The sequence below is a fragment of the Methylophilus sp. E2MeOHC9 genome, from assembly GCF_058744375.1.
Window position 1 is genome coordinate 640,105 of the sequence record NZ_CP196024.1, and the last position, 26,565, is coordinate 666,669.

Below are 26,565 nucleotides of genomic sequence, written 5' to 3' on the forward strand. Positions count from 1 at the left end.
GGAGGCTCAGGTAAAACCACTGCCAGGCAAATAACCTCTTAGTGACTTTACCTGAGCGCCCTGCTTGCGCAGGGCTTTACTCAAGCTAATCTCAGAGAGATTAAATCTTACCTACCAAGTCCAGTGATGGTGTCAATGTTGCTGCACCGTCGTTCCACTTGGCCGGGCAAACCTGGCCTGGGTTTGCAGCTGTGTATTGAGCAGCTTTCAACTTGCGCAAGGTTTCTTTTACATCACGGGCGATTTCGTTGCTGTGTACTTCAGCAGTTTTGATCACACCTTCGTTGTTGATCACGAACGTACCGCGCAATGCCAGACCTTCTTCATCGATATGCACGTCAAAAGCGCGTGTCAATTGGTGCGTAGGGTCACCCACCAATGGGAATTTTGCTTTGCCCACTGCTGGTGAAGTCTCGTGCCAAACCTTGTGGGAGAAATGCGTATCGGTGGTCACGATGTACACTTCAGCACCAGCCTTCTGGAATTCTGCGTAGTTGTCAGCCGCATCTTCAACTTCTGTCGGGCAGTTGAAAGTAAACGCTGCCGGCATGAAAATCAGCACAGACCATTTGCCCTTTAATGACTCTTCTGTCACTTCGATAAATTTACCGTTATGAAATGCCTGGGCCTTGAATGGTTGTACTTGTGTATTGATCAATGACATGTAGCTCTCCTTATAAGTGATTCAAATGGACGATTTAAATCATGGTTAATGAAAAAGGTTGCTGTGTTTCCACAGCGAATGGATGCATTTTAGACAACTCTATTATATATGTATAATTGATTGTTTTAATTTTATTGATAAGCAATGCTTATCAATAAACTATTGAGAAACAGTCACCTGGCCCTGCCCTTCAAACCCGCGATTATCCTGCCAGTGCACCGCAATCACGTCGCCTACCTTGGCCTCTTTAATATAAAAAGTAAAGTAAGGGTTACGTGAAATACCGGTGCCGGTCTGCGCATCGACGATGACCTTGCCGTTGAGCACGACTTGCATCAATTGCATGAAATGCGCTGGCATTAAAACACCATCATCATTTTTACTACGGCCTGTACGCATAGGGTGCACAATAATGATCTTGAGCTCGACTATACCCTTGCCCAAAGGCCCATCTTCCAGCGGGCGAGCACGCATTTTCATGCTGCTGGCAAACGGCTCTTCGCGCTCACTCCCGGCGCAACCATCTTCGAGCACAATCACTGCACGCCGTTGCTGCTGAAACTGGCCCCCAGCCTGCTGTATGAGGGCTATTAATTCACCCGATTGCGCCAGTTTGATACGTGTCACCAGTTTCGGCAACACCTGTTGACCCAGCTCAAAACTGGCGATCAGTGGGGTTGGGTTAGCATCGGCCAGCAAACGCAGGGTGCTGATGCTGCCCGCCGGCTGAGTGCTGGAAACTTCCACCTGCACCACTGCACCATTCTCGGCTTTTTGCGGCGCTTCAATTTGAATATTTTGCGACACCGGCACCGCCTTCGCTTGCAAGGCGGCCATCACTTCCGATGTCTGCTTGGCTTCAAACGCCTGCACAAACCAGGTCGCGGCCTGCACCTTTTGGATGACCATCCAGAAAGGTAGCGTTGCCAGTGCCAGCCAGCCTTTTAACACTGTTCGTCTTTGCATCAGACTCTGCCCCTATCAGCTTTTGTCATCATCTTTATCCCGCGCCTGTTGCAGCCTGAGCGCTTTTAAACGTGCCTCGACCTTGGATTGCAGGTAGAAATCACCGTCTTTGGCTTTGCTGGCAATGTCAAACTGGTCTATCGCGCGTGGCAAATCATATTTACGCACATACGACTCACCCAGTGCCTGATGCCGCAACATCTGCTTGCCCTGCCCCTGGTAAGCTGCGGCCAGCCAGTCATACAGTTTGGGATCCTCAGGAAACATGGACAACTGTTTCTGGATAAAAGTCACCGCTTGAGGCCACTGATTACTGCGAATCAGTAGTTCTGATTCACCTTGTGCCAGCATCCGGTGCTGCGGATACTTTTGCAAGCCTTGCACAAACTGTTGCTCCGCCTCGGCTATTTTCCCCAGTTTGGCCAGAGTGAGTGCTTTCAATGTCACCAGGTAAGGATTCACCATGCCATGTTGCTCCAGCCATTGCACTTCCTGCTGGGCATTTTTCGCCTGGTTTGCACGCAGATAGGCATACGCCAGCCCATAGTGCTCGGATTGCTCATTCTGGAAGCGGCCTTCTTCCAGGTTATTTTTAAACTCCTCCACCATTTGCGTCGGAGCCCCTTCAAAGGCACGGATTTTCGCCCGCATCAATGAAAAAGCTGGGTTCTCACTCACCTGTTTATACGGCAGATTTTGCACGCGATTGCCCATATCGGCAATGCGCTCACTGGTCATCGGGTGCGTACGTAAATAGCTGGGCATATTGCCATCAGAAAAGCGTGTGGCTCGCTGCAAGGTATTAAAAAAAGCCGGCATGGCACGTACATCAAAGCCCGCATCCTGCAAGATGGTTAACCCGACCCGGTCAGCTTCACGTTCATGTTCGCGAGTGTAGTCGATCTGGCGCTGAATACCCGCAGCAGACGCCGCCGTCATAGCACCCATACCGGCCTGCGGGTTCGAGCGCATCACCAGCAACGCCAGCGCAGTCGCGGCGATGTTTTTAAACATATCGTATTTTTGTGACGCCAGCATACGCGCCAGGTGATGCTGTGTGACATGGCCGATCTCATGCCCCAAGACGCTGGCCAACTCCGATTCACTATTGGATGAAGTAAACAGCCCCGTATGCACCCCGATCACGCCGCCAGGCATGGCAAACGCGTTAATACTTCTTTCCTGCAACACAAAGAAATAAAATTTCTGCTGCTTGTCCGGGCTGCTGGCACCCAGCCGCATGCCCAAAGCCTGCAAATAATCAGTCACTTCGGCATCATCAAGTACATCTTCACTGGTCGCCACCTGCTTGAGAATCTGGTTAGCGATTTTCTCCTCATCGCGCGCCGATAATACCGTTTGCGATGCATCGCCCAACTCAGGCAACTGGTTGGAAGAATCCGCTGGCAAACTCAAATCCAGCTCTGGCTCATAAGGCTTACCGGAAAACTGACCCACCGCACTTTCTGCCAGCATAGGGAATCCCGATGGCATCATCAAAGCCAACGCCACCACGCATCGCCGTATTGCCAGGCGCGGGTGCTGATCAACATATTTAAATGGATTAAAAACCATATGTCTGTGAGTGAAAAAGAGAGCCCTTAAAACGACATTATTCCTGGATCAATATAAACCGCTGAGCCAAACTTGTTATGATAACGACTTCATCGCCTGAGTTCATCATTTTTCACCATGTCCGAATTAACGCATTTCAACGCCCAGGGCCACGCCCATATGGTCGATATCGGCGACAAAGCGCATAGCAAACGTATCGCCATCGCTGAAGGCCGCATCCACATGCAAGCGGCCACGCTGCAAACCATTTTGCAAGGTAACGCCAAAAAAGGCGATGTGCTGGGAATCGCTAGGATTGCTGCTATACAGGCCAGTAAAAAGACCAGTGACCTGATCCCGCTATGTCACCCGCTTAGCCTGAGCCGCGTGGATGTAAGCTTTGTGGCAGACGAAGGAGATCACAGCGTGATTTGCCGGGCCCAATGTGAAACGACAGGGCAAACAGGCGTGGAAATGGAAGCGTTGACCGCCGTTCAGGTGGGCCTGTTGACCATTTATGATATGTGCAAAGCGATTGATCGCGGCATGGTTATGCAGGGGATACGGTTACTGGAGAAACATGGCGGGAAGAGTGGCGATTGGATAGCTACTGAGGGAAATGGCAATTAAGCATTTTTATGATTGCAGTAGCATTATCTACTCTGTGCTTTGTTGGAAATGATCTAGCAAAGAAATTCTCTTTTTTGTTTGATCAGGTTTAGTCAATCAGTGTCAAATCTGTCGGGAGGTTTAAATCGGTATTTCTTTGGTTGGCTGATTAATCGATTTTTCTGCTTTATTACACTCTTCCTTTTCGCCCTTAGGCGAGTGACTTTTCTTTGCTTGCCCAAAGAATAAGTAACCAAAAGAAAAGGCACCCTAGCTTCCGCTTATCTCCTGCGTTGCTCGCCAAAATAAGCGGTCACGAAACTCAACCTAGCGGCTTGCACAACCCGCAAGCCACCGCGGGATTCGTACAGTCGCTCCCTTCCTCCTTATTTTGACTGCGCTACTCGGCGCGTCAGATAGGGGCCCGGTTAAAACTACCACGATGAAGTCTTTGGTTAAACATGCCGCACTCAGGGCGCTAAGTGACTCTGTCAGAGTTTTAAAGCAAACGACCAACAAACTATTTTGTTGGTCATTTTGTCCGTTTACTTTGTTTTATTTCAGTGTGTCGGCGGGATGCAATGTGCGTATTCTCACTTCAGTAACCGCGTGGTGCTTTTCATGGGACCCTATCTGACGCGCCGAGTAGCGCAGTCAGCGGGGGAGCTGTCGGCCAGCGCCTGTTTGAGCTCCGCGGTGGCTTGCGTCTTTTGCAAGCCGCTAGGGCGAGTTTCGTTGGCCGCCCACGTTGAGGAGCAACGCAGGGTACAAGCGGAAGCTAGGGTGCCCTTTCTTTTGGTGACTTATTCTTTGGGCAAGCAAAGAAAAGTCACTCGCCTAGGGGCGAAAAGCAACGGTGCAATAAAGCAGCAACATCGAATGCTTAACCATCCAAAGAAATACCTATTTAAGCATCTAGCAAGTGAAACATTTGCTCTTTAACTTCTAGCTGAGCTGAATTTCAACTCTGCCTGGATTCTGGCCTACGCCAGAATGACGATCTTTTACACACAGCAGCGCCCACAAAAGCCAGCCGTTACAGAGGCCAGAGGAACTAGTCACGCTCGCTGGATTAAAGCGTTAAACAATCAACGCCGCAATCCTGCGTGCGCACTCCGGCGCCATCGTCACCCCATACCGAAAATGCCCTGTATTCAGATACAAATTCTCTATCTGCGGATGTCGCCCTATCATGGGGATATTATGCGGCGTGCCTGGCCGCAATCCGCTCCAGTGCTTGATAATCGCTTGCCCACGTAACGCTGGCAATATGGCTTCCGCCTTCGCCTGCATTTCCTCGCGCATGCTCTCCGTCACCCCAGTATCAAACCCGACATCTTCCAGACTACTGCCTGCCAGCAAATGGCCATCCGCACGTTGCAGCATGTAAAAACCATTCCGATAAACAATATGCGGCAACAGGCCAGGTTGCAGTTGATATAGCAACATCTGCCCGCGCATGGGTTTGATATCCAGCGTGAGAGCCGTTTGTTTAAGCAGCTCGAAACTCCAGGCGCCTGAGGTGACGACGAAGGTATCCGCATGCAGGGTTTCGCCTTCGGTGGTTTGCCAGCCATTGATGGGCGCTTGCCCTTCTTGCAATGGCATTAAGCGGGTTTGCTCGCGTAGTGTTACACCGTGTTTGATTAACCAGGCTTTCAGGGATTGCAACAGGCGGGGATTACGGATTTGCACCACTTCGGGGATCAGCAGGTTTTCGCCTTGTGCCTCTACTGCCAGGCCAAATTTTGCACACCAGGCCAATGCCTGTGCACGCTCAAAGGGCGGCTGGATCAGCATGCCGCTCTGGATACATTCGGGGTCAATGCCGGTTTCTGCAAACAGCTCGGCACTGATGGCCGGGTAAGCCCTGGCGCCGGCCAGTGCTAGCTCGTTGACCACATCCTGATAAAACCATGGCAACAGCGGAAATGCGATGCCAGCGCCGGCCCAGGAAGATTCGCCCGAGGTTTGCGCAGCGATAATGTTGCGCTCGACCACGGTGACCTGATGGCCTTGTTTGCGCAATTGCATGGCGGTTAAACAGCCGACGATGCCACCACCGACGATTAAGACCGAAGTGTTTGCCATAAAGATTTTTTCACGAAAAAACGCGGGTGTCTAACAAATAACCTCAAACAAGCTGCCAACTGTACACGGTTAGCAGCCTGTTTGAAATCAGGGGGATAGCTTAAGGCTTGCGGCCGGAAATCAAATAGACTTCCATGGCGATCAGGGCGGCATTGCTGCCTAGCAGAACCAGCACATCGCGTTCGCCCAATACGATATCGCCGCGCGGGACGATGGGCTCTGGCATGTTAGGCCTGCGCAATTGTTTGACTTCAACAGCAAAATCTTCAAACGGAATATGATCCAGCCGCAAACCATGCGCATAAAAGTTTTTATACATTTCAACTGAATGCAACTGCGGTAAAGAGGCGGTTGAAGCATCTGCGTCACTGACACCGCGGAAGTAACCCTTAAACATTTTATAGCGCTCTTCACGGAACTGGCGGATACGTTTAACCACGCGGTTCAACGGCACGCCCAGGGTGACCAGCGCATGCGAGGCCAGCATCAGGCTACCTTCAAGGATTTCTGGCACTACTTCAGCCGCACCGGCGGCGCGCAACTCATCCATCTCACTGTCATCATGGGTGCGCACGATCACCGGCAGGTTAGGATGGCGCTCCTTGATCACATCCAGCACTTTCATGGAGGCTCGCGTCTCGGCATAACTGATGATCACGGCTTTGGCACGTGCCAGGCCGGCCGCTTCCATCACTGAGCGTCTGCTGGCGTCACCATAAATCACATTTTCACCCGCAGAGGCGGCTTCCTGAACGCGGCTGGCATCCATATCCAACGCCACATAGGGGATATTTTCTTCGCGCAGGAAACGGCCCAGATACTGGCCACTGCGGCCGTAGCCACAAATAATGACGTGGCCCGATAGCTCCTGGCTATGCTCCTGGATGGTATCGACGCCTTTAATACTATTGCGGGTATAGCTTTTTACCAGATAGCGCGCAATGCGGCCGTTGTACTGAATAATAAACGGCGCCACCAGCATGGAAAGCACGGCAACCGATAACACCAGTTGCAAGGCGTCGCCATCAATCAAATGCGTTTGTAAGCCCAGCGCCAGAATCACGAAAGTAAACTCACCTGCCTGCCCCAGAATAATGCCAGTACGCACGCCGACGCCCATTTCAAAACCGTAGAACTTGGTCAGGAAGGCAATCAGCCCGATCTTGAACAATAGGTATAGCCCAAGCAGCAACACGATCAGGCCTGCATGTTGCACGATGACAGTGACATCAAGCAGCATGCCGACACTGATAAAGAACAGGCCAAGCAAAATATCGCGGAAAGGCGCGATATCGGATTCCACCTGGTAGCGGTATTTGGTTTCTGAAATCAGCATGCCTGCGACAAACGCACCCAGCGCGTAGGACAAACCAGCAAAATTGGTGGCTGCAGACATCAATAAAGTGACCATCAGCACGTTTAATACAAACAGTTCACGCGAGCGCTGCTTGGCCACCAGTTCAAACCAGAAGTTGAGGATGTTTTTGCCGAATTTGAATAGCAGGAATAACAGGATTGAGGATTTCAGCAGCGTCAGGCCCAGCACATCCAGCCAGTTATTGCTGTGCGCACCCAATGTCTGGATCAATACCAGGATAGGGATCACCGCCAGATCCTGGAACAGCAATACGCCTATGCTCAGGCGGCCATGGCGGGAGTTAAGGTCGACGCGCTCCATCAGGATTTTGGAAACGATGGCGGTCGAGGACATGGTCAGTGCCGCGCCGATAATGAACGCGGTGGTCAGGCTTAATCCAGCGACTTTGCCTAACAGCAGGCTCACTACCAGCGTCAGGATGACTTGCCCGCCGCCAAGGCCGAACAGGGTTTTGCGCATGGCATATAACTTGGGCAGGCTGAACTCTAGGCCTATGCTAAACATCAGGAACACAATGCCGAATTCAGCCACCTGGCGACCGGTTTCTTCATCCTCGAGCAAGCCAAGTGCGTGGGGCCCCAGGACAATGCCGATGGCGAAGTAAGCCAGTATCGCGGGCAGGCCCAATATGCGGAACAAACCGACGGCGAATACCGAACTGGTGAGTAATAAAAGTAAATGGATTAGGGAGTCAAACATGCAAAAGTTCTAAAGCAATTAATTCAGACCACGTTGCTACACTGTTAGCAAAACACTGCGCGTGGTCAAATATTTATTATGAATCTGGATTGTGTCAGGTTAAATATGCTGCCACAAATCTTTATTTAATGCAAAAAATGTGCCTGATATTAAAAAATCATTAAAAAAGCCGTGTTTTGCTTTCTTGCCGGGGCGGTCACTTGCTATACTTACTGCCCATGAGTATAGCAAAATCAGGTGTCAAACTTGCTGAAAGTTCTGACATCGTGGAAAAAGCGCGCAATGTGTTATTGCACGAAGCAGATGAAATCCGCCAGCTGGCAGGACGCTTAGGCGCTGCGTTTGAGGCTGCAGTGCATATGATTTTAGATTGCCGTGGCCGTGTAGTGGTCACTGGCGTGGGGAAATCCGGCCATATCGGCGGCAAAATCGCCGCCACCTTTGCCAGCACCGGCACCCCGGCATTTTTTATGCATGCGGCTGAAGCCAGCCACGGTGACCTGGGCATGATTACAGCAGAAGATGTGGTGATTGCGCTTTCCAACTCGGGTGAAAGCGATGAAATCATCAATATTTTGCCTGCGATCCGCCGCCTGGGTGCGCGGATATTAAGTATCACTGGCACCGAAGACTCGACTTTATCGCGTGAATCGCAAGTGCATCTGAGTGCAGCCGTCAGCCATGAGGCCTGCCCGTTTGGCCTGGCGCCAACCGCAAGCACCACTGCCGCACTGGCCTTGGGCGATGCACTGGCTTTATGCGTGCTGGAACTGCGTGACTTTACCGCAGAAGACTTTGCCCACTCCCACCCTGGCGGTAGCCTGGGGCGGCGTTTGCTGATCAGGATTAAAGATGTGATGCGCACCGGCGATGCGATTCCGAGCGTGAAAGAAAATGCAACGGTGCAACAGGCCATCCAGGAAATAACGGCCAAAGGCATGGGGTTCACCGCCATTGTCAATGCCGGACAAAACCCGGTCGGCGTGTTTACTGACGGTGATGTACGCCGTTTGTTTGTGCAAGGCCTGACCGACCATCAGGCGCCTATCACCAGCGTCATGAGCCACCAACCCAAATTGCTGGGTATACAGCAAATGGCTGTTGAAGCAGTGAGCCTGATGGAACACCATAGAATCAATGGTTTTCTGGCAGTCAATGAACTGCAACAATTGGCAGGGGCATTTAACATGCATGACTTGCTGAAAGCGAAAGTGGTCTAGGCTAGCCGGAATGAATATTCATGCTTAAATATCCGATTTTGCTACCGATAGGCCTGATGCTGTTTTTGGCACTGCTTACCTTCTGGATCAACCAGACAGTGCAGGAGGGAGCTTCGCGCATGACTAGTATCAATCGCAATGCGCCGGATTACATGCTTTACAACTTTGTCAGCACGCGTACCGACGCCAGTGGCCATACCAAATATGTGCTGGCTGCGGCGCAAATGCGCCATTACCCGGACAGCGACTACACCGAACTGGACCGCCCGCGATTTACCCAGTTTGGCGAAAACATGCCTTATACCCAGATTTACGGGCAGCGCGGCAAAATATCCGGCAATGGTAAACTGGTGGAGTTTGTAAAACAGGTCAAAGTGATACGCCAGGCCACTGCTGAAAAAGGTGAAATGCAATTGAAGACGGAACAATTATTTGTTGAACCGGATACGGATATTGCCTATACCGATTTACCGGTGACCATCCACCAGCAACCGGGTAGCGTGGTCACAGGCACAGGCATGCGCTTTGATAAAAAATCCGAAACCATGCAATTATTTAACCGGGTGCATGTACATTATGAGCGCGCACCGGAGCCAGTGAATGCAGTGCCTGCCACCAAGCCGGCCAAAACAAAAAATAAAACCACGCCTGACAAAGGTTAATGATCAAGGATCGATGATTCTGGAGAGATGAGTTGAAAACGCACAAGCAATTATTTTATGTGACCTGCCTGGTATTGGGTACGCTGTTGCATTGGTCTAACACTGTCAGGGCTGAAGAGTCTGACCGTGAGCAACCCATCGAGCTGGAAGCCGACACAGTGAGTGTCAACGATGCAAAAAAAATCAGCACTTATACCGGCAATGTGATCCTCAATCAGGGCTCCCTGCAAATCAAGGCAGACAAAATGATAGTCCGCGAAGACCAGGATGGATTTCAGCATAGCACCTGTATCGGCAGCCCAAGCACACCGACCACCTTCAAGCAGAAGCGCACTGGTAAAAACGAGTGGATGCAAGGCAGCGGCCAGCGCATTGAATACAATGGCCGCATGGATAAAGTGCAACTGTATACCAATGCTTGGGTCAAACGTGGCGAAGACATAGTCACCGGTGATTACATCAGCTACGACGCCAATGCGGAATATGCGGAAGTGATTGGTGGCACCAAAGCCAACCCGAATGGCACGGCCAACAGCCGGGTCAAGGCTATCATCCAGCCCAAGAGCAAAACAACGCCTCCTGTGATCGATAACAAAGCCAATGCACAGCAAGGCCTGCGCATGAACCGCTCATTGCAGTTCAAGAGTGAACCGGCTGCTAACGGCACCGCAAATGAACCCAAGAAAGAACCACAGTAAAGACTGGCAATATGCAAACAACTGCTTCACCAGACAATAGCCATTTACGCGTCAGCCATTTAAAAAAAGCTTACCAGGGTCGCACAGTCGTCAGAAATACGACGCTGGAGTTGCATAGCGGCGAAGTCATTGGCTTACTGGGCCCGAATGGGGCAGGCAAAACTACCAGTTTTTATATGATCGTCGGCCTGGTCGCACTCGATGACGGCCACATTACTTTGAATGGCACCGATGTCAGCCACGCGCCTATGCATGAACGTGCACGCATGGGCCTGGCTTACCTGCCGCAGGAAGCCTCGATTTTCCGAAAAATGACAGTGACCGATAATATCCTGTCTATTCTGGAAACCCGCCCTTATACGGCCGAAGAACGCGAAGCCAAGCTGGAGTCACTGCTCGATCAGTTGCATATCCAGCACATCCGCAACAGCCAGGCAGTCAGCTTGTCCGGTGGTGAGCGTCGCCGGGTAGAAATCGCCCGTTGCCTGGCCACTGACCCTAAATTTATTTTGCTGGATGAACCGTTTGCCGGGATCGACCCGATTGCAGTGATCGAGATCCAGAAAATTATCCGTTATTTGAGCAGCCAGAATATCGGCATCCTGATTACAGACCACAACGTTCGCGAAACGCTGGATATCTGTGACCGCGCCTACATCGTGAATGAAGGCGCAGTATTTGCAGCCGGCACTCCCGATGAAATCATTCAGAATGAAGGTGTGCGTGAAGTATATCTGGGCAAAAACTTTAGGCTGTAATTCGTTATGAAGCAAAACCTGCAATTACGCATGTCGCAAAACCTGGCACTGACGCCGCAGTTGCAGCAGTCTATCCGCCTGTTGCAACTGTCGACGCTGGAGCTTAGCCAGGAGCTGGAAGCCATTTTGCAGGAAAACCCCTTGCTCGAGATGGCCGACAATAATGAAGAAGGCGAGTTTGAAGACAATACGCCCGACGCCCCGTTAGCAGCGCAGGCTGAAGTCGAAGATGCTAGTTCTTTTGATGTCGCCATGCAGCAGCAGGATATCCCTTCGCCAGCCGACACTTTGCGTGAAGAGTTGCGCGAAGACCTGAGCGGCAATGAAGGCGAGTTGCCCAACCTGAATGAAGAATTCACCCCGCCGGAATTTGAAGACGACTACGGCGAATTTGGCAGTACCAGCAACTGGGATGAAGCAGGTCGCAATAACAATGATGATGAAGATGGTGATTTTTCGCGCCAGGATGCCAGCAACATCAGCCTGCGTGACCACCTGATAGACCAGATACAACTGGCGCACCTGTCGCACCGCGATATGAGCCTGGTCAAACTGCTGCTAGACAGTATTAATGACGACGGCTACCTGGAGCAGGATTTGCAGGAAGTGGTGGAGAACCTGCCGCTGGAACTGGAAGTCGATTTGCTGGAACTGGAAACGGCACTCAAGCTGATCCAGAATCTTGACCCGATAGGCATAGGCGCCCGCGATTTGCGTGAATGCCTGCTGCTGCAACTGTATGCCCTACCAGCCAGCACGCCCTACCTGAAAATCGCCATCGCCCTGGTCAAAGACCATCTGGCACTACTGGCCAATAAAGATTTTATCAAACTGCGCAAACAACTCAGTTGCGATGAAGCCTCACTCAAAGGCGCGCAGCAACTGATACGCCAGCAAAACCCCAGACCAGGCAGCGAGTTTTCCAACTTTAGCCATGATCATTTTATCCAGCATGATGTGGTGGTGAAAAAGATCAAAGGGATCTGGGTCGCTACCCTGAATGATGGTGTGATCCCGAAATTGCGCATCAACCAGATGTACGCAGATATCCTCAAGCGCAACCGTGAAAGCTCAGGCCAATACCTGCAAAGCCAGATGCAGGAAGCCAAGTGGATGATCAAGAACATCCAGCAACGTTTCTCGACCATTTTGCGTGTGTCACAGGCGATTGTAGACAGGCAGCGTAACTTCTTTGAGCACGGCGACATCGCGATGCGCCCACTGGTATTACGTGAAATCGCTGAAGAGCTGGATTTGCATGAAAGTACCGTTTCCCGCGTCACTACGCACAAGTATATGCTCACTCCAAGAGGTGTTTATGAACTCAAATACTTCTTTGGCAGCTCAGTCGCGACTGATGCGGGTGGTTCCTGCTCGGCAACAGCCATTCGTGCACTGATCAAGCAAATGGTGGCGGAAGAGAATGAGAAAAAACCGCTTTCTGATAACCAGATCACAGACACACTGGCACAACAAGGCATTGTGGTGGCGCGGCGGACGATTGCCAAATACCGTGAATCATTGAGTATTCCGCCAGCGAATTTGCGCAAATCACTTTAGCTTTTCAAGCTTGTCTGATTTTTGAAAATTAAAAAGGCCGCTATGCAAGCGGCCTTTTTTTTACAATGACGACGATTATTGAATCGTGATCCTGGCAAATTTTCGCTTACCCACCTGGGCAACAACCACGCTTTTTGCCAATTGCAGGTTCTTGTCCTCGACCTTGACGCTATCAAGTTTCACGCCACCCTGCTGGATGGCACGCATCGCTTCACTGGTGCTTTCTACCAGGCCAGCCTGTTTTAATAACTGGCTGATACCAATACTGTCACCTGCTATCGTCACTTCAATTTCAGGCACATCATCCGGTATACCGCCTTTGGCACGCGTCTGGAAATCCTGCAACGCTTTTTCAGCCGCTGCCTGACCATGAAAACGGGCCACGATCTCCTGCGCAAAGCCTACTTTGATATTGCGTGGGTTTTCACCATTGGCGATGCTGGCTTTCCATTCAGCAATGATTTCCAGCGAGGCGAAAGACAGCAAATCGATATAGCGCCACATGAGCGCATCTGAGATCGACATAATCTTGGCAAAAATGCTCTCAGGCGCTTCGCTGATACCGATATAGTTGCCCAGCGATTTGGACATTTTATTAACGCCGTCCAGGCCTTCCAGCAATGGCATCATCAGCACGCACTGCTGTGCCTGGCCAGCCTGTTTCTGTAGCTCGCGCCCCATCAGCAGGTTAAATTTCTGGTCGGTGCCGCCGAGTTCAATGTCTGATTGCAAGGCAACAGAGTCGTAGCCCTGCAACAGCGGATACAGGAATTCATGGATGGCAATCGGTTGGTTGCCTTTAAAACGTTTTGAAAAATCATCGCGTTCCAGCATGCGTGCCACCGTGTGGCTGGCCGCCAGCTTGATCATGCCTGCCGCACCCAGTTCGCTTAACCATTTGGAGTTAAATACGATTTCTGTCTTGGCCGGATCCAGTATCTTGAATACCTGCTCGGCATAGGTATCGGCATTGATCTTCACCTGCTCAACCGTCAAAGGCGGGCGGGTGGTACTTTTACCGGTCGGGTCACCTATCATGCCGGTGAAGTCGCCGATCAGGAACAGTATCTGGTGGCCCAGGTCCTGCAACTGGCGCAATTTGTTGATCAGCACGGTATGCCCCAGATGTAAATCGGGTGCGGTAGGGTCAAATCCGGCCTTGATGCGTAATGGCTTGCCGGCTTTGAGTTTCTCTATCAGCTCCTGCTCAATCAGCAACTCATCTGCACCGCGCTTGATAATGGCAAGTGCTTTGGCAATCTCCGGGCTGATGGCTTCAGGAGTGGGTTTTGCGTCTGTCATAAATACAATTCTGTCTGCTGCATGGCCGAGTTGGTATGGCATAGCAACGGTTAAAATGAAAGCGACTATTTTAACGTAATCTGCTGCTTAACTGTAGGCATATCCCGGCACAGTGTTACCATGTTGGCCTATGATCCCGCTGTCAACCGCCCCCGCTACCCGTTATTTTATTGGCATTATGTCAGGCACCAGCCTGGATGGTGTGGATGCGGCACTGGTTGCGCACACGGGCGATGATTTTCAACAGATCAACCAGGCATTTGTGCCGTATCCAGCCGCGGTCAAACAAACACTGCTGGATTTGCATCATCCAGCGACGAATGAGTTGCATGCAGCCGCTGTCATGGCCAATACATTGGCACAGCTTTATGCAGAGGCGGTGCAGAAGATCCTGCAGCAAAGCGGATTACCAGCATCGGCGATCACCGCCATTGGCTGCCACGGACAAACCATACGCCACTGCCCTGACCTGCCAGACGGTCAAGCCTATACCTTGCAAATCGGCAACCATGCCCGGCTGGCTGAACTGACGCAGATTGCTGTGATTGGGGATTTCCGTAGCCGCGATATTGCCGCAGGCGGCCAAGGTGCGCCTTTGGTACCCGCCTTTCACCAGGCTGTGTTTGCCAGCGCAACCAAAAACCGCGCCATTATCAATATCGGCGGCATCGCTAATATCTCCTGGCTACCGGTGAATGGGCAGGTGACCGGCTTCGATTCGGGCCCCGGCAATATGCTGCTGGATCAATGGACGCAACAGCATACAGGCCAGACTTATGATGCCAATGGCGACTGGTCTGCCAGTGGCCAGGTGAATGACTCCTTGCTAAAAGCCATGCTCGCTGAACCCTATCTGGCGCAAGCTGCACCCAAAAGCACAGGACGGGATCTGTTTAACCAACACTGGCTGGCACAACATTTGCAGGCGCTGGATGACCGGCCGGAGAATATTGCCCGTACTTTGCTGGAACTGACGGCGCTCAGTATCGCAGACGCGATCACGCGCTTTTGCCCCGAGATAGATGAAGCTTATGTTTGCGGTGGTGGCGCGCGCAATGGCTTGTTAATGCATCGCTTGTCCGCATTGACTGGCTATGCCATTGAACCCACCGACAAACTTGGCGTTGAGGTAGATTGGGTGGAAGCTGTCGCATTTGCCTGGCTGGCGCAACGCTGCATCGATGGCCTGAGTGGTAACCTGCCAGCGGTCACTGGCGCACAAGGTCCGCGTATCCTCGGTGCCATTTATCCCGCATAAGGCAGTTCTCTTTTAGCCTGTTTTTCACTTATGCAGTGCAACTGCACCACGCCCAGGGTTGATACTGGTGCATGTTTTTGTGGCATTTTCTGTGTTTTCACTTTCAATCACCCGGCAAGTGCGCTTTTTAAGAGTTCATTGCGTATAATTTAGCCTTAACCCCGTCTACTTATTTTGAGCATGTCATGGCAACCAAAGCGACCATTTCTTTTGACAACGACACCCCAGCGATTGAACTCCCTATCCTGAAAGGCTCATTAGGCACAGATGTTATAGACATCCGCAGCCTGGGCAAACATGGGATTTTCACTTATGACCCCGGGTTTATGTCCACGGCGGCGTGTGATTCAGGCATTACCTTCATCGATGGCGAAGAAGGCCTGCTGTACTACCGCGGCTATCCGATTGAAACGCTGGCTGAAAACTGTGACTTTTTGGAAGTCTCCCATTTGCTGTTACATGGTGAGTTACCGAATGCCAGCCAAAGTGAAGAATTTGGCCGTGCCATCCGCAAAAATAGCATGCTGCATGATCAAATGAGCAATGTATTCCGCGGTTTCAGGCGCGACGCGCACCCGATGGCGGTCATGATCGCCGTGGTGGGCGCGATGGCCGCGTTTTACCCGGACAACAATGATGTCACCAACCCGGAATCCCGCAAACGCGCCGCGATGCGCCTGCTGGCCAAGGTGCCGACCATTGCTGCCTGGAGCTATAAATACAATATGGGCCAGCCGTTCATGTACCCAAAGAACGATTTGGGTTATGCCGAAAACTTCATGCACATGATGTTTGCCACACCGTGTGAAGAGTATGTGCCCAACCCTATCCTGGCGCGCGCGTTTGAACGCATCCTCATCCTGCATGCAGACCATGAGCAGAATGCTTCAACCTCTACGGTACGCCTGGTAGGCTCAAGCGGTGCCAACCCATTTGCCTGTATTGCTGCGGGTATTGCATCGCTGTGGGGGCCTTCACACGGCGGCGCTAACGAAGCCACGCTGAACATGCTGGAAGAAATGGGTGACATCAGTCGCATCGGCGAATTTATCAACCGCGCCAAAGATAAAACCGACAGCTTCCGCCTGATGGGCTTCGGACACCGGATCTACCGCAATATGGATCCACGCGCCTCTATCATGCGCAAGACTTGCCATGAAGTATTGAATGAATTGGGGCTGCAGGACGACCCCATGTTCAAACTGGCGATGGAACTGGAGAAAATTGCACTGGAAGACGAATATTTCGTTTCACGTAAACTGTATCCTAACGTCGATTTTTACAGTGGCATCGTCATGCGCGCGATGGGCATCCCCAACTCCATGTTCACGGCTATTTTTGCGCTGGCACGGACTGCAGGCTGGATTTCACAATGGTGTGAGATGAATGCAGACCCGGAACAGAAAATCGGCCGTCCGCGTCAACTGTATGTCGGCGAAACGCGCCGGGAGTTTGTGCCGCTGCATCAACGCTAGCCATTAGCTAGTTTTATAAAATAAAAAACGCCGGAAATCTCCGGCGTTTTTTTTGTTTGGTACTTGTCTCTTGAGTTTAAACCGAGAATGAGCTACCGCAACCACATGTTGTCGTCGCATTCGGGTTACGAATCACAAACTGTGACCCTTGCAGGCTATCGGTGTAATCGATTTCTGCACCCGCCAGATATTGCAGGCTCATCGGGTCAATCAACAAGATGACGCCATCTTTGTCGACTTGTGTATCATCTTCATTCACCTCTTCTTCAAAGGTGAAGCCATACTGAAAGCCTGAGCATCCGCCACCGCTCACAAATACGCGCAATTTCAGATCTGGGCTGCCTTCCTCATCAATCAGTTCTTTCACTTTTTTGGCGGCATTATCGGTAAAAACCAACGGGGTTGGCATTTCAATATCAATCATAGCTTCTGCGGTCATCATAGACTCCTGTCAAACTCTCAAAACCAATATGGCGGCGAAATAATATATTTCAAGTCAATTCGGGAACAGTCACTTCTGGCGGCTGCTCTCCCAGATAAATCAACTTGCCTTCAATCACCGCGCCGGTATGCATTTCCAGTGATTTGTAATACAAATCACCCACAATACGTGCCTTACTTTGCAATTCAATAAAGACCGAAGCTTTTACCGGTCCGCGTATCAATCCATTCAAGACTACTTTCGAGGCTTCAACCGCACCGGTAATGGTGCCATTCTCGCTGATAATCAGGGTGCTCGGGTGTTCACGTTTTTCAATCACGTTGCCCGCAATCAGGCCATCCACGCGCAGCCCACCAGCAAATTGCATATTGCCATGTATCTGGGTCTCATGACCCACTAAAGTATCTATATGGCTGTCGATATGAACGCTTTTCTTGAAAAACATGGCACTTCCTAACTTTTATCGCTGCTAACGCTTGCACAAGCTCACATCATGCATGCATTTAGCGCTTGGTTATTTTCTTGTAAAACACCAATTCTTCTTTCAGTTTGATGTTTTCATCCTGCTGCGCGGTCAGCGTTTTTGCAAGATTATTGCTTGTTGCTAGTTCTACCTGCAATTCACGCTGCGATGCAATTAACTTTTTCTGCAACTCAATGTTTTCGGAAGTGACCTGGCTCAAACGCTGGCGCACATAGTCACTATTATCATCGTGCAGCGCCCAGTACGCCAATGCAAAGCCAAGCAATAAGTTAATAACAGCCAGTATGCCCTGAAAATACCAGGGCCGGTGTGAACGCACTGCAACTTGCTTGGCGGTTAATCCAAAATGGTTTCTTAGTCTTCTGCGTATGGGTCGTATCATTATGGCAATAATGGCAACACTTGCAAACCTGTATCTGACGCCAGGCCAAACATCAGGTTCATATTCTGGACCGCCTGGCCTGAAGCACCTTTCACCAGGTTGTCTTGCACTACAACGATTGTGACATAATCATTTGCCTGTGGATACAAAGCCATCCGTAAAACATTGGAGCCGCGTACCGAACGCGTTTCTGGCAAAGCGCCAGCTGGCATCACATCGACAAAGTAATCATGCTGGTAACGTTGCTCATATACCTGCTGCAGTGCCTGTTTGCTACCCTCAGCGTTCAGTTTTACATGCAAGGTAGTCAACATACCGCGAATCATGGGAATCAGATGAGGCACAAAGATTAGATTGACCGCATCACTACCAGAAAGTTTTTTCAATTGCGCCAGAATTTCAGGATGATGCCTATGCCCGGCGACGCCATAAGCTTTGAGGTTATCGCTGGCTTCGGAGAACAAGGTGCTGACTTCGGCTTTTCTGCCCGCGCCTGACACGCCGGATTTCGCATCTGCAATAATCGGCACTGCGTAATCAATCCAGCCATTCTCAAGCAGTGGCGCCAGCCCAAGCAGCACGGTGGTTGGGTAACAGCCTGGATTACCAATCACCTGCGCATGCGATACCTGGTCACCATATAACTCCGTCAGGCCATACACGGCCTGCTGCAGAATATCGGTACAGCTATGTGGCAGCTTGTACCATTTTTCAAATTCGGCAGCGTCTTGCAGACGGAAGTCTGCCGCCAGATCAATGACTTTCACGCCCGCCGCTACCAATGCAGGTGCCTGGCTCATGGCGACACCATGCGGCGTGGCAAAAAATACCACATCGCACTGGGTCAAATCGATGGTTGCCGGGTCGCTGAATGCCAGGTCGACCACGCCACGTAGGCTGGGAAACATGTCAGCGACTGGTAACCCAGCCTCACCACGCGAGGTAATGACTTGCAATTGCACCTGCGGATGCCGTGCCAGTAACCGCAACAATTCAACACCGGTATATCCGGTACCACCCACAATGCCGACTTTAATTTTTGCCATAGACTTCAACCAGACTCGCTCATTATCCAGAAACTTGCGGTTTATTGAGAAAAGGTAAAACAATAAATGAAAAAGGCCGCCAATGCGACCTTTTTGCACAACTCTCTTTGTAACAAACGTGAAATTAACGTTTGGAGAATTGCTTCCGGCGACGCGCTTTGCGCAGGCCAACTTTTTTACGTTCAACTTCACGGGCATCACGTGTCACGAAACCAGCGTGAGACAAGGCGCTCTTCAACGCGGTATCGTAGTCGATCAATGCGCGGGTAATACCGTGACGCACTGCACCAGCCTGACCGGATTCACCACCACCATGCACGTTGACCAAGATGTCAAAAGTACCGGTGTTGTTAGTTAATTCCAGTGGTTGACGCAAGATCATGCGAGAAGTCTCGCGTGAGAAATAAACGTCAACTGGCTTGTCGTTTACTACGATGTTGCCACTACCGGACTTCAGGAACACACGTGCCACGGAGCTTTTGCGGCGGCCTGTGCCATAGTTGTATTTACCGATCATGCTTTATCCTAATCGTCTAATATTAGATGGTTAATGTTTGCGGTTGCTGAGCAATGTGCTCATGCTTGTCACCAGCATACACTTTCATTTTCTTGATCATGGCATAGCCCAAAGGACCTTTTGGTAACATGCCTTTAACCGCTTTCTCCAACGCGCGACCTGGGAAACGGTCCTGCATTTTGGAGAATGTCGTGGTTGTGATACCACCTGGGTAACCGGAGTGACGGTGATACAACTTGCCACCAGCCTTGTTACCAGTTACTTTAATTTTGTCCGCATTCACGACAACGATGTAGTCACCAGTGTCTACGTGTGGTGTGTAAATGGCTTTATGCTTACCGCGCAGGCGATGGGCAATAGCACTGGCCAGACGACCCAAGACCAAATCTGTGGCGTCGATCACGAACCAATCACGTTGAACTTCATGCGATTTTGCTGAAAATGTTTTCATTTTATAACTACCGAGTTATAGCGTGTAAATTAAGAGGGCGGATTATAAGCCAGCTTGAGAAAGCTTGTCAACGAATTAATCCGAAAAAGAATCGATCGCAGCCAGTAAAATGCAATCTTGAGGCCAGGTATTTTACCAACGTTGTTTTTTCTCGTATTAATTATGCAAATTAACCGAAATAAAACATGCTTTCAGGCCAATTCCCCTTGATATCTAGGGGTTTTATGCAGCTAAGTGTTATATTAGGCCATTCATTAAGTTTCTACGCAAGCTTCAATTTAAAAAACAATTATTTGTATCATGCTTTTTAGCAACCGCAGGCGCAAACAGAGTGGACGCTTCGCAGCCATTTCCCGGTTGCGATCAACTGCTTTGTTGCTGGCTTTATTTATTTTCGGTTTGGCCCCTGCATTACAGGCTGCCGAGCTTGAGGCATTCAGCATAGAATCCGAGCCCGGGCAGCCTTTCCTAGCGCAACTATCGATCAATCATACTCACCCTAATACCGATATCAGCTGCTTCACCCTGCAGCAACCTGCAGCTGCTGACCCTATCCAGCTTGAATACACCACACTAGGCAGCCAGCAAGGCGTGCTGATGTTATGGTCGAATAGTGCTATTTCAGGGCCGCTAACGCTGACCCTGACTGACAACTGCCTGCATCACAGCCAAACCTTTAACATCCGGGCGGACAATACCGTTTCCACCCCAGCGCCAGCAGTCACGGCGCGCACTGCACCTGAAACAACCCCCAAAGAAGCGCCTGTCCTGACGCCTTCACCGGCTCAGCCAGCCACATTGCCTGAACCTGCCGCAGCAAACCCGAACATTTCAGCGGAGGCATACGATGCCTTGCAGCAACAAATTGATGCATTGCAAACAGACTTCAAACAATTACAAAAAAAATCAGACATTCTTTACGCCAGCAATCTTGCCCAGGTAAGTATTTTGACGTCATTGAAACAGCAACTGACCCAACTGCAAAATGAAAACCATCTATTGCGTACATTGGTGCTGACGTTAAGCCTGGCACTCATCATCACCGGTTATTTCTTTGCCGACTGGCTACGCAGGCATGCGGCCGTGCCCAAAACGCCTAAAGTACGCGAAAAAGCGAAAGCACCTGGCAGCCATACGCAAACTGGTAATGACCAGCAGCCACATCAACATACACAGACACAACATCCGTCAGCAATACTTGGGGCTGCCGGCACTCATCAGGCACCTCACACGCAATCCCCTTACCAGCCGGCGCCTGGCAGGCTGCAACCTGTCCCCGTGCATGCCAATGACGATGCGGTTTCGCTGGCCAGCGCACCACAAAAAGTCAGTTCACAGCAAAGCACCAATGCTGTCATGCAAGATGCCTCGCGTTTGTTTACACATGGCCGCATCAACCAGGCCATTGAGCACTTGCAGCAACATTTGTACAGGCACCCTAAATCTTCGCCGTGGATGTGGCTTTATTTACTGGATCTGTTATCCAAAGAAGGCAAGCAGCAGGAATTTGACATCGTCGCCGGGGATTGCAGGAAGCATTTCAACCTCAGCGTTGAGCGCAATCCCGACTTTAAACAGCAGGGCATTGAATCTTACCCGCGCATTATGAAAGCCTTGCAACAGACCTGGGGCACTCCACAGGTGATTTCGCTGATTGATGACCTGGTATACAACACGCGCCTGGTGCCACGCATGGGGTTTGAACGCAGTATCTTTGAAGAATTGATGATGCTGAAAGAAATTGCCTGCCACACGCAAAACCTGCCCACCTCTCAACCCGCGGCGAAGCCGTCAGCAGATGCAGATTCCATGCAGGATAATTTGCGCGAGTTGCAAAAATTATCCGGGGATATTTATGTGCTGGCGCCGGTAGACCAGACACCTTTCCAGTACTGGACGGATTTCACGTTTGAACTGGACGCCCCTGCGACTGTGCGCAAATCAGCCTAGCCAGTAAGCAAACGCCAGGCCGGCTGTTAAAGCTGCCCCAATCCAGACGTTTTCCAGGAACGCTTTAAAACATTGCTCGGGATGACGTGTGCGAACCAGCTGGTATTGGCGGAGAATCAACACTACGGCCACACTCCAGCCTAACCAGAATGGCCACCCCAACCTCAAGGAGCACGTTGCCTTGGCCAGGATGACCATCATCATCACAAAGCAGGCCATGATCGCCAGCACATCAAAGCGCCCAAAAGTAATGGCTGAAGAGCGAATCCCGATCTTGAGATCATCGTCACGATCAACCATGGCATAGGCGGTATCATAGGCGACAGACCAGCTCACATTCGCCAGCAGCAACCACCAGGCCAGTACAGGTACTTGCCCTTGCAAGGCGACAAATGTCATCGGTATGCCAAACCCAAATGCCACGCCCAGATAGGCTTGCGGGATGGCTAAAAAACGCTTGGTGTAAGGGTAGCTGATGGCTAAAAACAATGCGGGCACCGACCAGGCAACCACCTGCCAGCCCAGTGTACACACCAGCATAAAGGCAATGAGCGCCAGACCGAGGGCCACCAGGTAAGCCTCTTTCACGGAGATCTCTCCGGTTGCCAGTGGACGCAGGCGTGTACGTGCCACCGCGCCATCCCAGTGGCGGTCAGCAATATCGTTCAATGCGCAACCGGCGGAACGCATCAGGATAGTCCCCAGCACGAACACAACGACGACATGCAGGTCTGGCTTGCCTTGCCCGGCGACCAGCAGCCCCCACAAAGTCGGCCACATCAATAGCCAGATACCGATAGGCTTATCCAGCCGGGTCAAGCGGTAGTAAGCATTCCATTTGGCCAGCGATAGCATCCTTTTAATCCACCCTCTTGATCAAAGCATCTGGTAAAAATACTTCGGTCACCAGCAAATGGTGGTGTTGCAGGCAGAATAATGAGCGCCGTGCCCACAAAGGCTGGCGCGGCATCAGTGGCAAATGCTTTGAGACCGTTTTATATAAAGGATGCGCGGGAGATAGCTTGCGGAAATGCAGTGCACCCCGCTCGACGGTCGGGTTGGCAAATAAAGCAGCGCCCAAAGGCAATCGCCCCATTTTTCGCAGCCCATACCAGGGCCCGCGCAAATCCTTGCGCGCAATCACGCTGTGCGCAAATACACGCGCTTGCCCATCGCCCATCAGCCACACCTCACGTACCCAGGCCTGGGTCGTCATCGGCAATTGCAGCAGTTGCCTTTCGTCTATGTGCGGCTTGCACCACGCCTCACGTAACAACTGCACAGAAAAGTCAGCATAATGGCGTTTCAAGCGCGCAGTGAGTGAGCCACGCTCCTGCAACCAGGGGCGTAAAACATGCTTGGAAGTCGGTGTTGCCTGCCAGCCTGCATCATCGCAATAGTGCACGCGGTGCATGGCAGTCACTGCTGAGGAAGTTTAAAGGTTTTAGGTAGCCAGACCCACAATTGCCCCTGCTGACGCATGGCGCCCGCCAGTTTGCCGGCAGGCTCACCTTCACCCCAATAGATATCAGCGCGCACGCCACCCTTGATTGCGCCGCCGGTATCCTGCGCTAGCATCAGTTGCTGCAAGGGCGTTTCGGTGTTGGGGTATGGCTGCGTGGTCGCCATAAACACAGGCGCCCCTAACGGGATATAAAACGGATCGACGGCGATACTGCGGGCTGCAGTCAAAGGCACACCGAGTGCGCCTAATGGGCCGGATAAGCCTGTGGGTAATAATTTAAAAAAAACATAACTGGGGTTGGTATTAAGCAAACCCTGTAACTGCTCCGGATGTTGCTGGCCCCAGGTCTTGATGCCTTGCATGGAAGCTTCACTGGCAGTCAGTTCCCCACGCTCGACCAGCACCTTGCCAATCGACTGGTAGGGATGGCCATTCTGGTCTGCATAGCCGACCGGCACGCGCTCGCCACTTTCCAGCTCAACAATGCCTGAGCCTTGCACCTGCAAGAAGAATGCTTCAACTGCGTCATTCACCCACAGCAACTCATTACCCAGCAATGGCGATTGCAACTGCTCGATTTCGGTACGTGTGTAATAAGGCACCAATGCCTGTCCTTGCACACGTCCGCGCACACGCTTGTATTTCAGGTCAGGAAACAGGTTTGACAGGTTGACCGTGATCAGGTCCGCAGGCACTTTATAAAGAGGTACCGGGAAACGCTCGCTGGCGGCCCTCGCCCCTTTTAATACCGGCTGGTAATAGCCGGTGATCAAACCTTGCGGCGCGCCATCCACTTGCTGTGTAGCATAAACATTGAAGTACTGCTGCCAATAAGCCTGGATAGCCGGGGCATCATCGACTTTCACCGCCTGGGCCGAAGTACACACGGTTTGCCAGTCAGGTTTTTTCTTCAAGCCCTGACAGCTTTGCAACCAGGCCGTCCAGCTGGCAAGCCAATTTTCATTTTCCAGGCCTGGTATTTCTGTCCAACTGACTGGCTTCAGCAATCCATATGGCTGGGTGGGTGGCTTTAGATCGACTGAAGATGCGTCTGGTTTCTGCGGCACAACCGGCACACTTGTCGGGGCTTTGGGGGGAGATTTTCCTTGTGGGACTGGTGCAGCAGATTGGCAGCCAGCCAGTAACAACACACAGGCCAGCAGCCCTAACTGACGCATGCTGAAGGTTTGTTTTGTCACTGAACCATCAACCAATGTCGCATCCATTGACTTCGTTTTAACTAATTTCACTTTAATTCTTTTCAGCCCTGATTTTTTCAGACCTAATGCAAGCCTGCAGCCTGGTGCAGCCAAAAAATAGGAATGTCGACTTCAAACCAATGCCCATCGACCGCCACCATTTGATAAGTGCCGTACATCTCGCCGCTGGGCGTATTAAACATCACGCTGCTGGTATATTTGTATTCGGCATCCGGTGCCAATAAGGGCTGCTCACCGATCACGCCCAGGCCTTTGACTTCACGCACCTGCTGCATGGCATCGGTGATCACCCAGTGCCGGCTGATCAGTTGCGCCGCAGTAGTGCCGGTATTGCGGATAGTCACGGTATAGGCATAGACATACTGTCCTGCTTCCGGAGAGGATTGGTCCTGAAGATACTCGGTGATCACCGACACTTCGCATGCATATAAGCCGTTATCCGTCACATTTACCCTATCATGCCTGTCGTGGGAGAACTGGGGCTGGCAGAATAGAGTTTTTTCGCCATCCGCCCCGCTAAAAATGATTCACGCCCTGCTTCGACCGCTTTTTTCATGGCACTGGCCATGAGTACCGGGTCACGTGCAGCTGCAATCGCAGTATTCATCAACACTCCGGCACAGCCTAATTCCATGGCGATGGCGGCATCTGAAGCACAGCCGACACCAGCATCCACCAGCACAGGGATCTTGGCGCTCTCGATAATGATTTGCAGGTTCCACGGATTCAGAATCCCCATGCCGGAACCTATCAGTGAAGCCAGCGGCATCACTGCCACACAGCCAATGTCTTCCAGCTGCCTGGCGATAATCGGATCATCAGAGGTATACACCATGACGTCGAATCCTTCTTTCACCAGTGTTTTGGCAGCAGCCAGGGTTTCTGTCACATTTGGATATAAGGTATTCGGGTCACCGAGCACTTCAAGTTTGACCAGTCTATGGTCATCCAGCAGTTCGCGCGCCAGGCGCAAGGTTCGCACCGCGTCCTCTGCACTATAACACCCGGCTGTGTTCGGTAAATAAGTAAATTCCGAAGGCGGCAAATAATCCAATAGCGAAGGCTCATTGGCATTCTGGCCAATATTGGTACGCCGGATGGCGACCGTAATAATCTCGGCACCACTGGCATCAATCGCCGCGCGCGTTTCCGCAAAATCTTTATATTTACCAGTCCCTACCAGCAGGCGGGATTGGTAACTGTTACCGGCAATTACCAGTGCATCACTCATGTCATGTATTCTCTAAATTGATAGGATTCGCAAAGCAGGGCTTTGGTTGCAGCAGATGGACGTTTTGGCTCAACCGCCACCGACGGCGCCGACGATTTCCAGCTTGTCATCCCCTTGCAGATGTACCGCCGGAAACTGGCTGCGTGGCACGATATCACCGTTAAGCTCAACTGCGATACGCTTTCCGGTCAACTGCATATGTTCAACCAGTGCCAGCACCGTCATCGCCTCCGAAGGCAGCTGCATGGCATTACCATTCACAAAAATTTGCATCCCACTCTTCATTTTTCATCGATCCAGCCGTTATTTTACGAAATATTGACGCATTTGGCTTTTAGTTTTTAAGTGCTGCGGCTGTTGTCATCCATTGGTCATCGTTGCGCGTTAAAGTAAACGAACATGGCATCATGTTTGCTTAGATGTTGTAGCGGCGCAAATACAGCATCAGAAAAGGACCAAATTGGGCACTTTGCTATTTAACCC

At 51.2% G+C, this 26,565-nt stretch carries 27 protein-coding genes; 9 read left to right on the forward strand and 18 right to left on the reverse strand.

The window, feature by feature from the left end; all coding sequences use genetic code 11:
- Nucleotides 1-100: 100 nt before the first annotated feature.
- The 3 genes from ahpC to ACSSVF_RS03155 form a co-directional block, all read right to left on the reverse strand.
- Nucleotides 101-664 (reverse strand): alkyl hydroperoxide reductase subunit C, encoded by a 564-nt coding sequence (ahpC, locus tag ACSSVF_RS03145; RefSeq protein ID WP_055828833.1) that lies wholly within the window; start codon nucleotides 662-664, stop codon nucleotides 101-103.
- A 159-nt stretch (nucleotides 665-823) separates the two neighbouring features.
- The gene (gene soxZ / locus ACSSVF_RS03150) at nucleotides 824-1,630 is read right to left on the reverse strand and encodes a thiosulfate oxidation carrier complex protein SoxZ (protein ID WP_492405430.1); all 807 of its coding nucleotides are present in this window, start codon (nucleotides 1,628-1,630) and stop codon (nucleotides 824-826) included.
- Between the two features lie 15 nt (nucleotides 1,631-1,645).
- Nucleotides 1,646-3,106, reverse strand: coding sequence for a beta-barrel assembly-enhancing protease (locus tag ACSSVF_RS03155; RefSeq protein ID WP_492405432.1), 1,461 nt, complete (start codon nucleotides 3,104-3,106; stop codon nucleotides 1,646-1,648).
- Between the two features lie 216 nt (nucleotides 3,107-3,322).
- Between ACSSVF_RS03155 and moaC the strand changes: the two genes are divergently transcribed.
- Nucleotides 3,323-3,814 (forward strand): cyclic pyranopterin monophosphate synthase MoaC, encoded by a 492-nt coding sequence (gene moaC, locus ACSSVF_RS03160; protein ID WP_492405434.1) that lies wholly within the window; start codon nucleotides 3,323-3,325, stop codon nucleotides 3,812-3,814.
- 1,059 nt (nucleotides 3,815-4,873) lie between these two features.
- Here the strand turns inward: moaC and ACSSVF_RS03165 are convergent.
- Together ACSSVF_RS03165 and ACSSVF_RS03170 are read right to left on the reverse strand one after the other, a co-directional pair.
- A complete protein-coding gene (locus ACSSVF_RS03165) occupies nucleotides 4,874-5,884 on the reverse strand; it encodes an NAD(P)/FAD-dependent oxidoreductase (protein WP_492405436.1) in 1,011 nt (336 codons plus the stop codon).
- A gap of 100 nt (nucleotides 5,885-5,984) precedes the next feature.
- Nucleotides 5,985-7,961 (reverse strand): cation:proton antiporter, encoded by a 1,977-nt coding sequence (locus tag ACSSVF_RS03170; protein WP_492405438.1) that lies wholly within the window; start codon nucleotides 7,959-7,961, stop codon nucleotides 5,985-5,987.
- Between the two features lie 218 nt (nucleotides 7,962-8,179).
- Here ACSSVF_RS03170 and ACSSVF_RS03175 point away from each other — a divergent pair, with 218 nt between their 5' ends.
- From ACSSVF_RS03175 to ACSSVF_RS03195, 5 genes are read left to right on the forward strand one after another with little or no spacing between them, the layout of a single operon-like run.
- Complete coding sequence (locus ACSSVF_RS03175) at nucleotides 8,180-9,181, forward strand: KpsF/GutQ family sugar-phosphate isomerase (protein ID WP_492405440.1); 1,002 nt, start codon at nucleotides 8,180-8,182, stop codon at nucleotides 9,179-9,181.
- 20 nt (nucleotides 9,182-9,201) lie between these two features.
- On the forward strand, nucleotides 9,202-9,843 hold the full coding sequence (lptC, locus tag ACSSVF_RS03180) for an LPS export ABC transporter periplasmic protein LptC (RefSeq protein ID WP_492405441.1): 642 nt from the start codon (nucleotides 9,202-9,204) through the stop codon (nucleotides 9,841-9,843).
- Between the two features lie 32 nt (nucleotides 9,844-9,875).
- Nucleotides 9,876-10,541 carry a lipopolysaccharide transport periplasmic protein LptA gene (lptA, locus tag ACSSVF_RS03185; protein ID WP_492405442.1) on the forward strand — a complete coding sequence of 222 codons (666 nt, stop codon included), beginning with the start codon at nucleotides 9,876-9,878 and terminating at the stop codon, nucleotides 10,539-10,541.
- An 11-nt stretch (nucleotides 10,542-10,552) separates the two neighbouring features.
- A complete protein-coding gene (gene lptB, locus ACSSVF_RS03190) occupies nucleotides 10,553-11,299 on the forward strand; it encodes an LPS export ABC transporter ATP-binding protein (protein ID WP_442585283.1) in 747 nt (248 codons plus the stop codon).
- A gap of 6 nt (nucleotides 11,300-11,305) precedes the next feature.
- On the forward strand, nucleotides 11,306-12,859 hold the full coding sequence (locus tag ACSSVF_RS03195) for an RNA polymerase factor sigma-54 (protein WP_492405444.1): 1,554 nt from the start codon (nucleotides 11,306-11,308) through the stop codon (nucleotides 12,857-12,859).
- A gap of 75 nt (nucleotides 12,860-12,934) precedes the next feature.
- On the opposite strand, the gene tyrS is transcribed toward ACSSVF_RS03195, so the two are convergent.
- Nucleotides 12,935-14,161, reverse strand: a complete 1,227-nt coding sequence (gene tyrS / locus ACSSVF_RS03200; protein WP_492405446.1) for a tyrosine--tRNA ligase — start codon at nucleotides 14,159-14,161, stop codon at nucleotides 12,935-12,937.
- A gap of 130 nt (nucleotides 14,162-14,291) precedes the next feature.
- Between tyrS and ACSSVF_RS03205 the strand changes: the two genes are divergently transcribed.
- Together ACSSVF_RS03205 and gltA are read left to right on the forward strand one after the other, a co-directional pair.
- Nucleotides 14,292-15,419, forward strand: coding sequence for an anhydro-N-acetylmuramic acid kinase (locus ACSSVF_RS03205; RefSeq protein WP_492405447.1), 1,128 nt, complete (start codon nucleotides 14,292-14,294; stop codon nucleotides 15,417-15,419).
- Nucleotides 15,420-15,604: 185 nt separating this feature from the next.
- Nucleotides 15,605-16,894 carry a citrate synthase gene (gltA, locus tag ACSSVF_RS03210; RefSeq protein WP_492405448.1) on the forward strand — a complete coding sequence of 430 codons (1,290 nt, stop codon included), beginning with the start codon at nucleotides 15,605-15,607 and terminating at the stop codon, nucleotides 16,892-16,894.
- A 76-nt stretch (nucleotides 16,895-16,970) separates the two neighbouring features.
- Here gltA and erpA read toward each other — a convergent pair whose 3' ends face one another.
- From erpA to rplM, 6 genes are all read right to left on the reverse strand, one after another.
- Entirely contained in the window at nucleotides 16,971-17,333 is a 363-nt protein-coding gene (gene erpA, locus ACSSVF_RS03215; protein WP_442585279.1) for an iron-sulfur cluster insertion protein ErpA, read from the reverse strand.
- Nucleotides 17,334-17,385: 52 nt separating this feature from the next.
- A complete protein-coding gene (locus ACSSVF_RS03220) occupies nucleotides 17,386-17,781 on the reverse strand; it encodes a bactofilin family protein (protein WP_492405449.1) in 396 nt (131 codons plus the stop codon).
- A 58-nt stretch (nucleotides 17,782-17,839) separates the two neighbouring features.
- Nucleotides 17,840-18,139, reverse strand: a complete 300-nt coding sequence (locus ACSSVF_RS03225) for a hypothetical protein (protein ID WP_442585277.1) — start codon at nucleotides 18,137-18,139, stop codon at nucleotides 17,840-17,842.
- A 62-nt stretch (nucleotides 18,140-18,201) separates the two neighbouring features.
- Nucleotides 18,202-19,248 carry an N-acetyl-gamma-glutamyl-phosphate reductase gene (gene argC, locus ACSSVF_RS03230; protein WP_492405451.1) on the reverse strand — a complete coding sequence of 349 codons (1,047 nt, stop codon included), beginning with the start codon at nucleotides 19,246-19,248 and terminating at the stop codon, nucleotides 18,202-18,204.
- Between the two features lie 124 nt (nucleotides 19,249-19,372).
- A complete protein-coding gene (rpsI, locus tag ACSSVF_RS03235; RefSeq protein ID WP_379034087.1) occupies nucleotides 19,373-19,765 on the reverse strand; it encodes a 30S ribosomal protein S9 in 393 nt (130 codons plus the stop codon).
- Nucleotides 19,766-19,787: 22 nt separating this feature from the next.
- Nucleotides 19,788-20,216, reverse strand: coding sequence for a 50S ribosomal protein L13 (gene rplM / locus ACSSVF_RS03240; RefSeq protein ID WP_055828872.1), 429 nt, complete (start codon nucleotides 20,214-20,216; stop codon nucleotides 19,788-19,790).
- A gap of 300 nt (nucleotides 20,217-20,516) precedes the next feature.
- Here rplM and ACSSVF_RS03245 point away from each other — a divergent pair, with 300 nt between their 5' ends.
- A complete protein-coding gene (locus ACSSVF_RS03245) occupies nucleotides 20,517-22,166 on the forward strand; it encodes a type IV pilus assembly protein FimV (protein ID WP_492405455.1) in 1,650 nt (549 codons plus the stop codon).
- Here ACSSVF_RS03245 and ubiA read toward each other — a convergent pair.
- From ubiA to thiS, 6 genes are all read right to left on the reverse strand, one after another.
- Nucleotides 22,158-23,021 (reverse strand): 4-hydroxybenzoate octaprenyltransferase, encoded by an 864-nt coding sequence (ubiA, locus tag ACSSVF_RS03250; protein ID WP_492405457.1) that lies wholly within the window; start codon nucleotides 23,019-23,021, stop codon nucleotides 22,158-22,160. The genes ACSSVF_RS03245 and ubiA overlap by 9 nt on opposite strands.
- 4 nt (nucleotides 23,022-23,025) lie before the next feature.
- Nucleotides 23,026-23,580: a chorismate--pyruvate lyase family protein gene (locus ACSSVF_RS03255; protein WP_492405458.1), complete on the reverse strand. Its 555-nt coding sequence runs from the start codon at nucleotides 23,578-23,580 to the stop codon at nucleotides 23,026-23,028.
- A 5-nt stretch (nucleotides 23,581-23,585) separates the two neighbouring features.
- Nucleotides 23,586-24,809 (reverse strand): murein transglycosylase A, encoded by a 1,224-nt coding sequence (mltA, locus tag ACSSVF_RS03260; RefSeq protein WP_492406298.1) that lies wholly within the window; start codon nucleotides 24,807-24,809, stop codon nucleotides 23,586-23,588.
- A gap of 104 nt (nucleotides 24,810-24,913) precedes the next feature.
- Nucleotides 24,914-25,297: a Co2+/Mg2+ efflux protein ApaG gene (gene apaG / locus ACSSVF_RS03265; protein ID WP_492405460.1), complete on the reverse strand. Its 384-nt coding sequence runs from the start codon at nucleotides 25,295-25,297 to the stop codon at nucleotides 24,914-24,916.
- Nucleotides 25,298-25,299: 2 nt separating this feature from the next.
- Nucleotides 25,300-26,082 carry a thiazole synthase gene (locus ACSSVF_RS03270; protein WP_492405462.1) on the reverse strand — a complete coding sequence of 261 codons (783 nt, stop codon included), beginning with the start codon at nucleotides 26,080-26,082 and terminating at the stop codon, nucleotides 25,300-25,302.
- Nucleotides 26,083-26,151: 69 nt separating this feature from the next.
- Entirely contained in the window at nucleotides 26,152-26,355 is a 204-nt protein-coding gene (thiS, locus tag ACSSVF_RS03275; protein ID WP_492405464.1) for a sulfur carrier protein ThiS, read from the reverse strand.
- Nucleotides 26,356-26,565: the final 210 nt, after the last annotated feature.

What these genes read in the sequence shown, in the direction of transcription:
- ahpC (WP_055828833.1), bottom strand. Translation starts at nt 664, where the DNA reads ATGTCATTGATCAATACACAAGTACAACCATTCAAGGCCCAGGCATTT.
- soxZ (WP_492405430.1), bottom strand. Translation starts at nt 1,630, where the DNA reads ATGCAAAGACGAACAGTGTTAAAAGGCTGGCTGGCACTGGCAACGCTA.
- ACSSVF_RS03155 (WP_492405432.1), bottom strand. Translation starts at nt 3,106, where the DNA reads ATGCTGGCAGAAAGTGCGGTGGGTCAGTTTTCCGGTAAGCCTTATGAG.
- moaC (WP_492405434.1), top strand. Translation starts at nt 3,323, where the DNA reads ATGTCCGAATTAACGCATTTCAACGCCCAGGGCCACGCCCATATGGTC.
- ACSSVF_RS03165 (WP_492405436.1), bottom strand. Translation starts at nt 5,884, where the DNA reads ATGGCAAACACTTCGGTCTTAATCGTCGGTGGTGGCATCGTCGGCTGT.
- ACSSVF_RS03170 (WP_492405438.1), bottom strand. Translation starts at nt 7,961, where the DNA reads ATGTTTGACTCCCTAATCCATTTACTTTTATTACTCACCAGTTCGGTA.
- ACSSVF_RS03175 (WP_492405440.1), top strand. Translation starts at nt 8,180, where the DNA reads ATGAGTATAGCAAAATCAGGTGTCAAACTTGCTGAAAGTTCTGACATC.
- lptC (WP_492405441.1), top strand. Translation starts at nt 9,202, where the DNA reads ATGCTTAAATATCCGATTTTGCTACCGATAGGCCTGATGCTGTTTTTG.
- lptB (WP_442585283.1), top strand. Translation starts at nt 10,553, where the DNA reads ATGCAAACAACTGCTTCACCAGACAATAGCCATTTACGCGTCAGCCAT.
- ACSSVF_RS03195 (WP_492405444.1), top strand. Translation starts at nt 11,306, where the DNA reads ATGAAGCAAAACCTGCAATTACGCATGTCGCAAAACCTGGCACTGACG.
- tyrS (WP_492405446.1), bottom strand. Translation starts at nt 14,161, where the DNA reads ATGACAGACGCAAAACCCACTCCTGAAGCCATCAGCCCGGAGATTGCC.
- ACSSVF_RS03205 (WP_492405447.1), top strand. Translation starts at nt 14,292, where the DNA reads ATGATCCCGCTGTCAACCGCCCCCGCTACCCGTTATTTTATTGGCATT.
- gltA (WP_492405448.1), top strand. Translation starts at nt 15,605, where the DNA reads ATGGCAACCAAAGCGACCATTTCTTTTGACAACGACACCCCAGCGATT.
- erpA (WP_442585279.1), bottom strand. Translation starts at nt 17,333, where the DNA reads ATGACCGCAGAAGCTATGATTGATATTGAAATGCCAACCCCGTTGGTT.
- ACSSVF_RS03220 (WP_492405449.1), bottom strand. Translation starts at nt 17,781, where the DNA reads ATGTTTTTCAAGAAAAGCGTTCATATCGACAGCCATATAGATACTTTA.
- argC (WP_492405451.1), bottom strand. Translation starts at nt 19,248, where the DNA reads ATGGCAAAAATTAAAGTCGGCATTGTGGGTGGTACCGGATATACCGGT.
- rpsI (WP_379034087.1), bottom strand. Translation starts at nt 19,765, where the DNA reads ATGATCGGTAAATACAACTATGGCACAGGCCGCCGCAAAAGCTCCGTG.
- rplM (WP_055828872.1), bottom strand. Translation starts at nt 20,216, where the DNA reads ATGAAAACATTTTCAGCAAAATCGCATGAAGTTCAACGTGATTGGTTC.
- ACSSVF_RS03245 (WP_492405455.1), top strand. Translation starts at nt 20,517, where the DNA reads ATGCTTTTTAGCAACCGCAGGCGCAAACAGAGTGGACGCTTCGCAGCC.
- ubiA (WP_492405457.1), bottom strand. Translation starts at nt 23,021, where the DNA reads ATGCTATCGCTGGCCAAATGGAATGCTTACTACCGCTTGACCCGGCTG.
- ACSSVF_RS03255 (WP_492405458.1), bottom strand. Translation starts at nt 23,580, where the DNA reads ATGCACCGCGTGCACTATTGCGATGATGCAGGCTGGCAGGCAACACCG.
- mltA (WP_492406298.1), bottom strand. Translation starts at nt 24,809, where the DNA reads ATGCGTCAGTTAGGGCTGCTGGCCTGTGTGTTGTTACTGGCTGGCTGC.
- ACSSVF_RS03270 (WP_492405462.1), bottom strand. Translation starts at nt 26,082, where the DNA reads ATGAGTGATGCACTGGTAATTGCCGGTAACAGTTACCAATCCCGCCTG.
- thiS (WP_492405464.1), bottom strand. Translation starts at nt 26,355, where the DNA reads ATGCAAATTTTTGTGAATGGTAATGCCATGCAGCTGCCTTCGGAGGCG.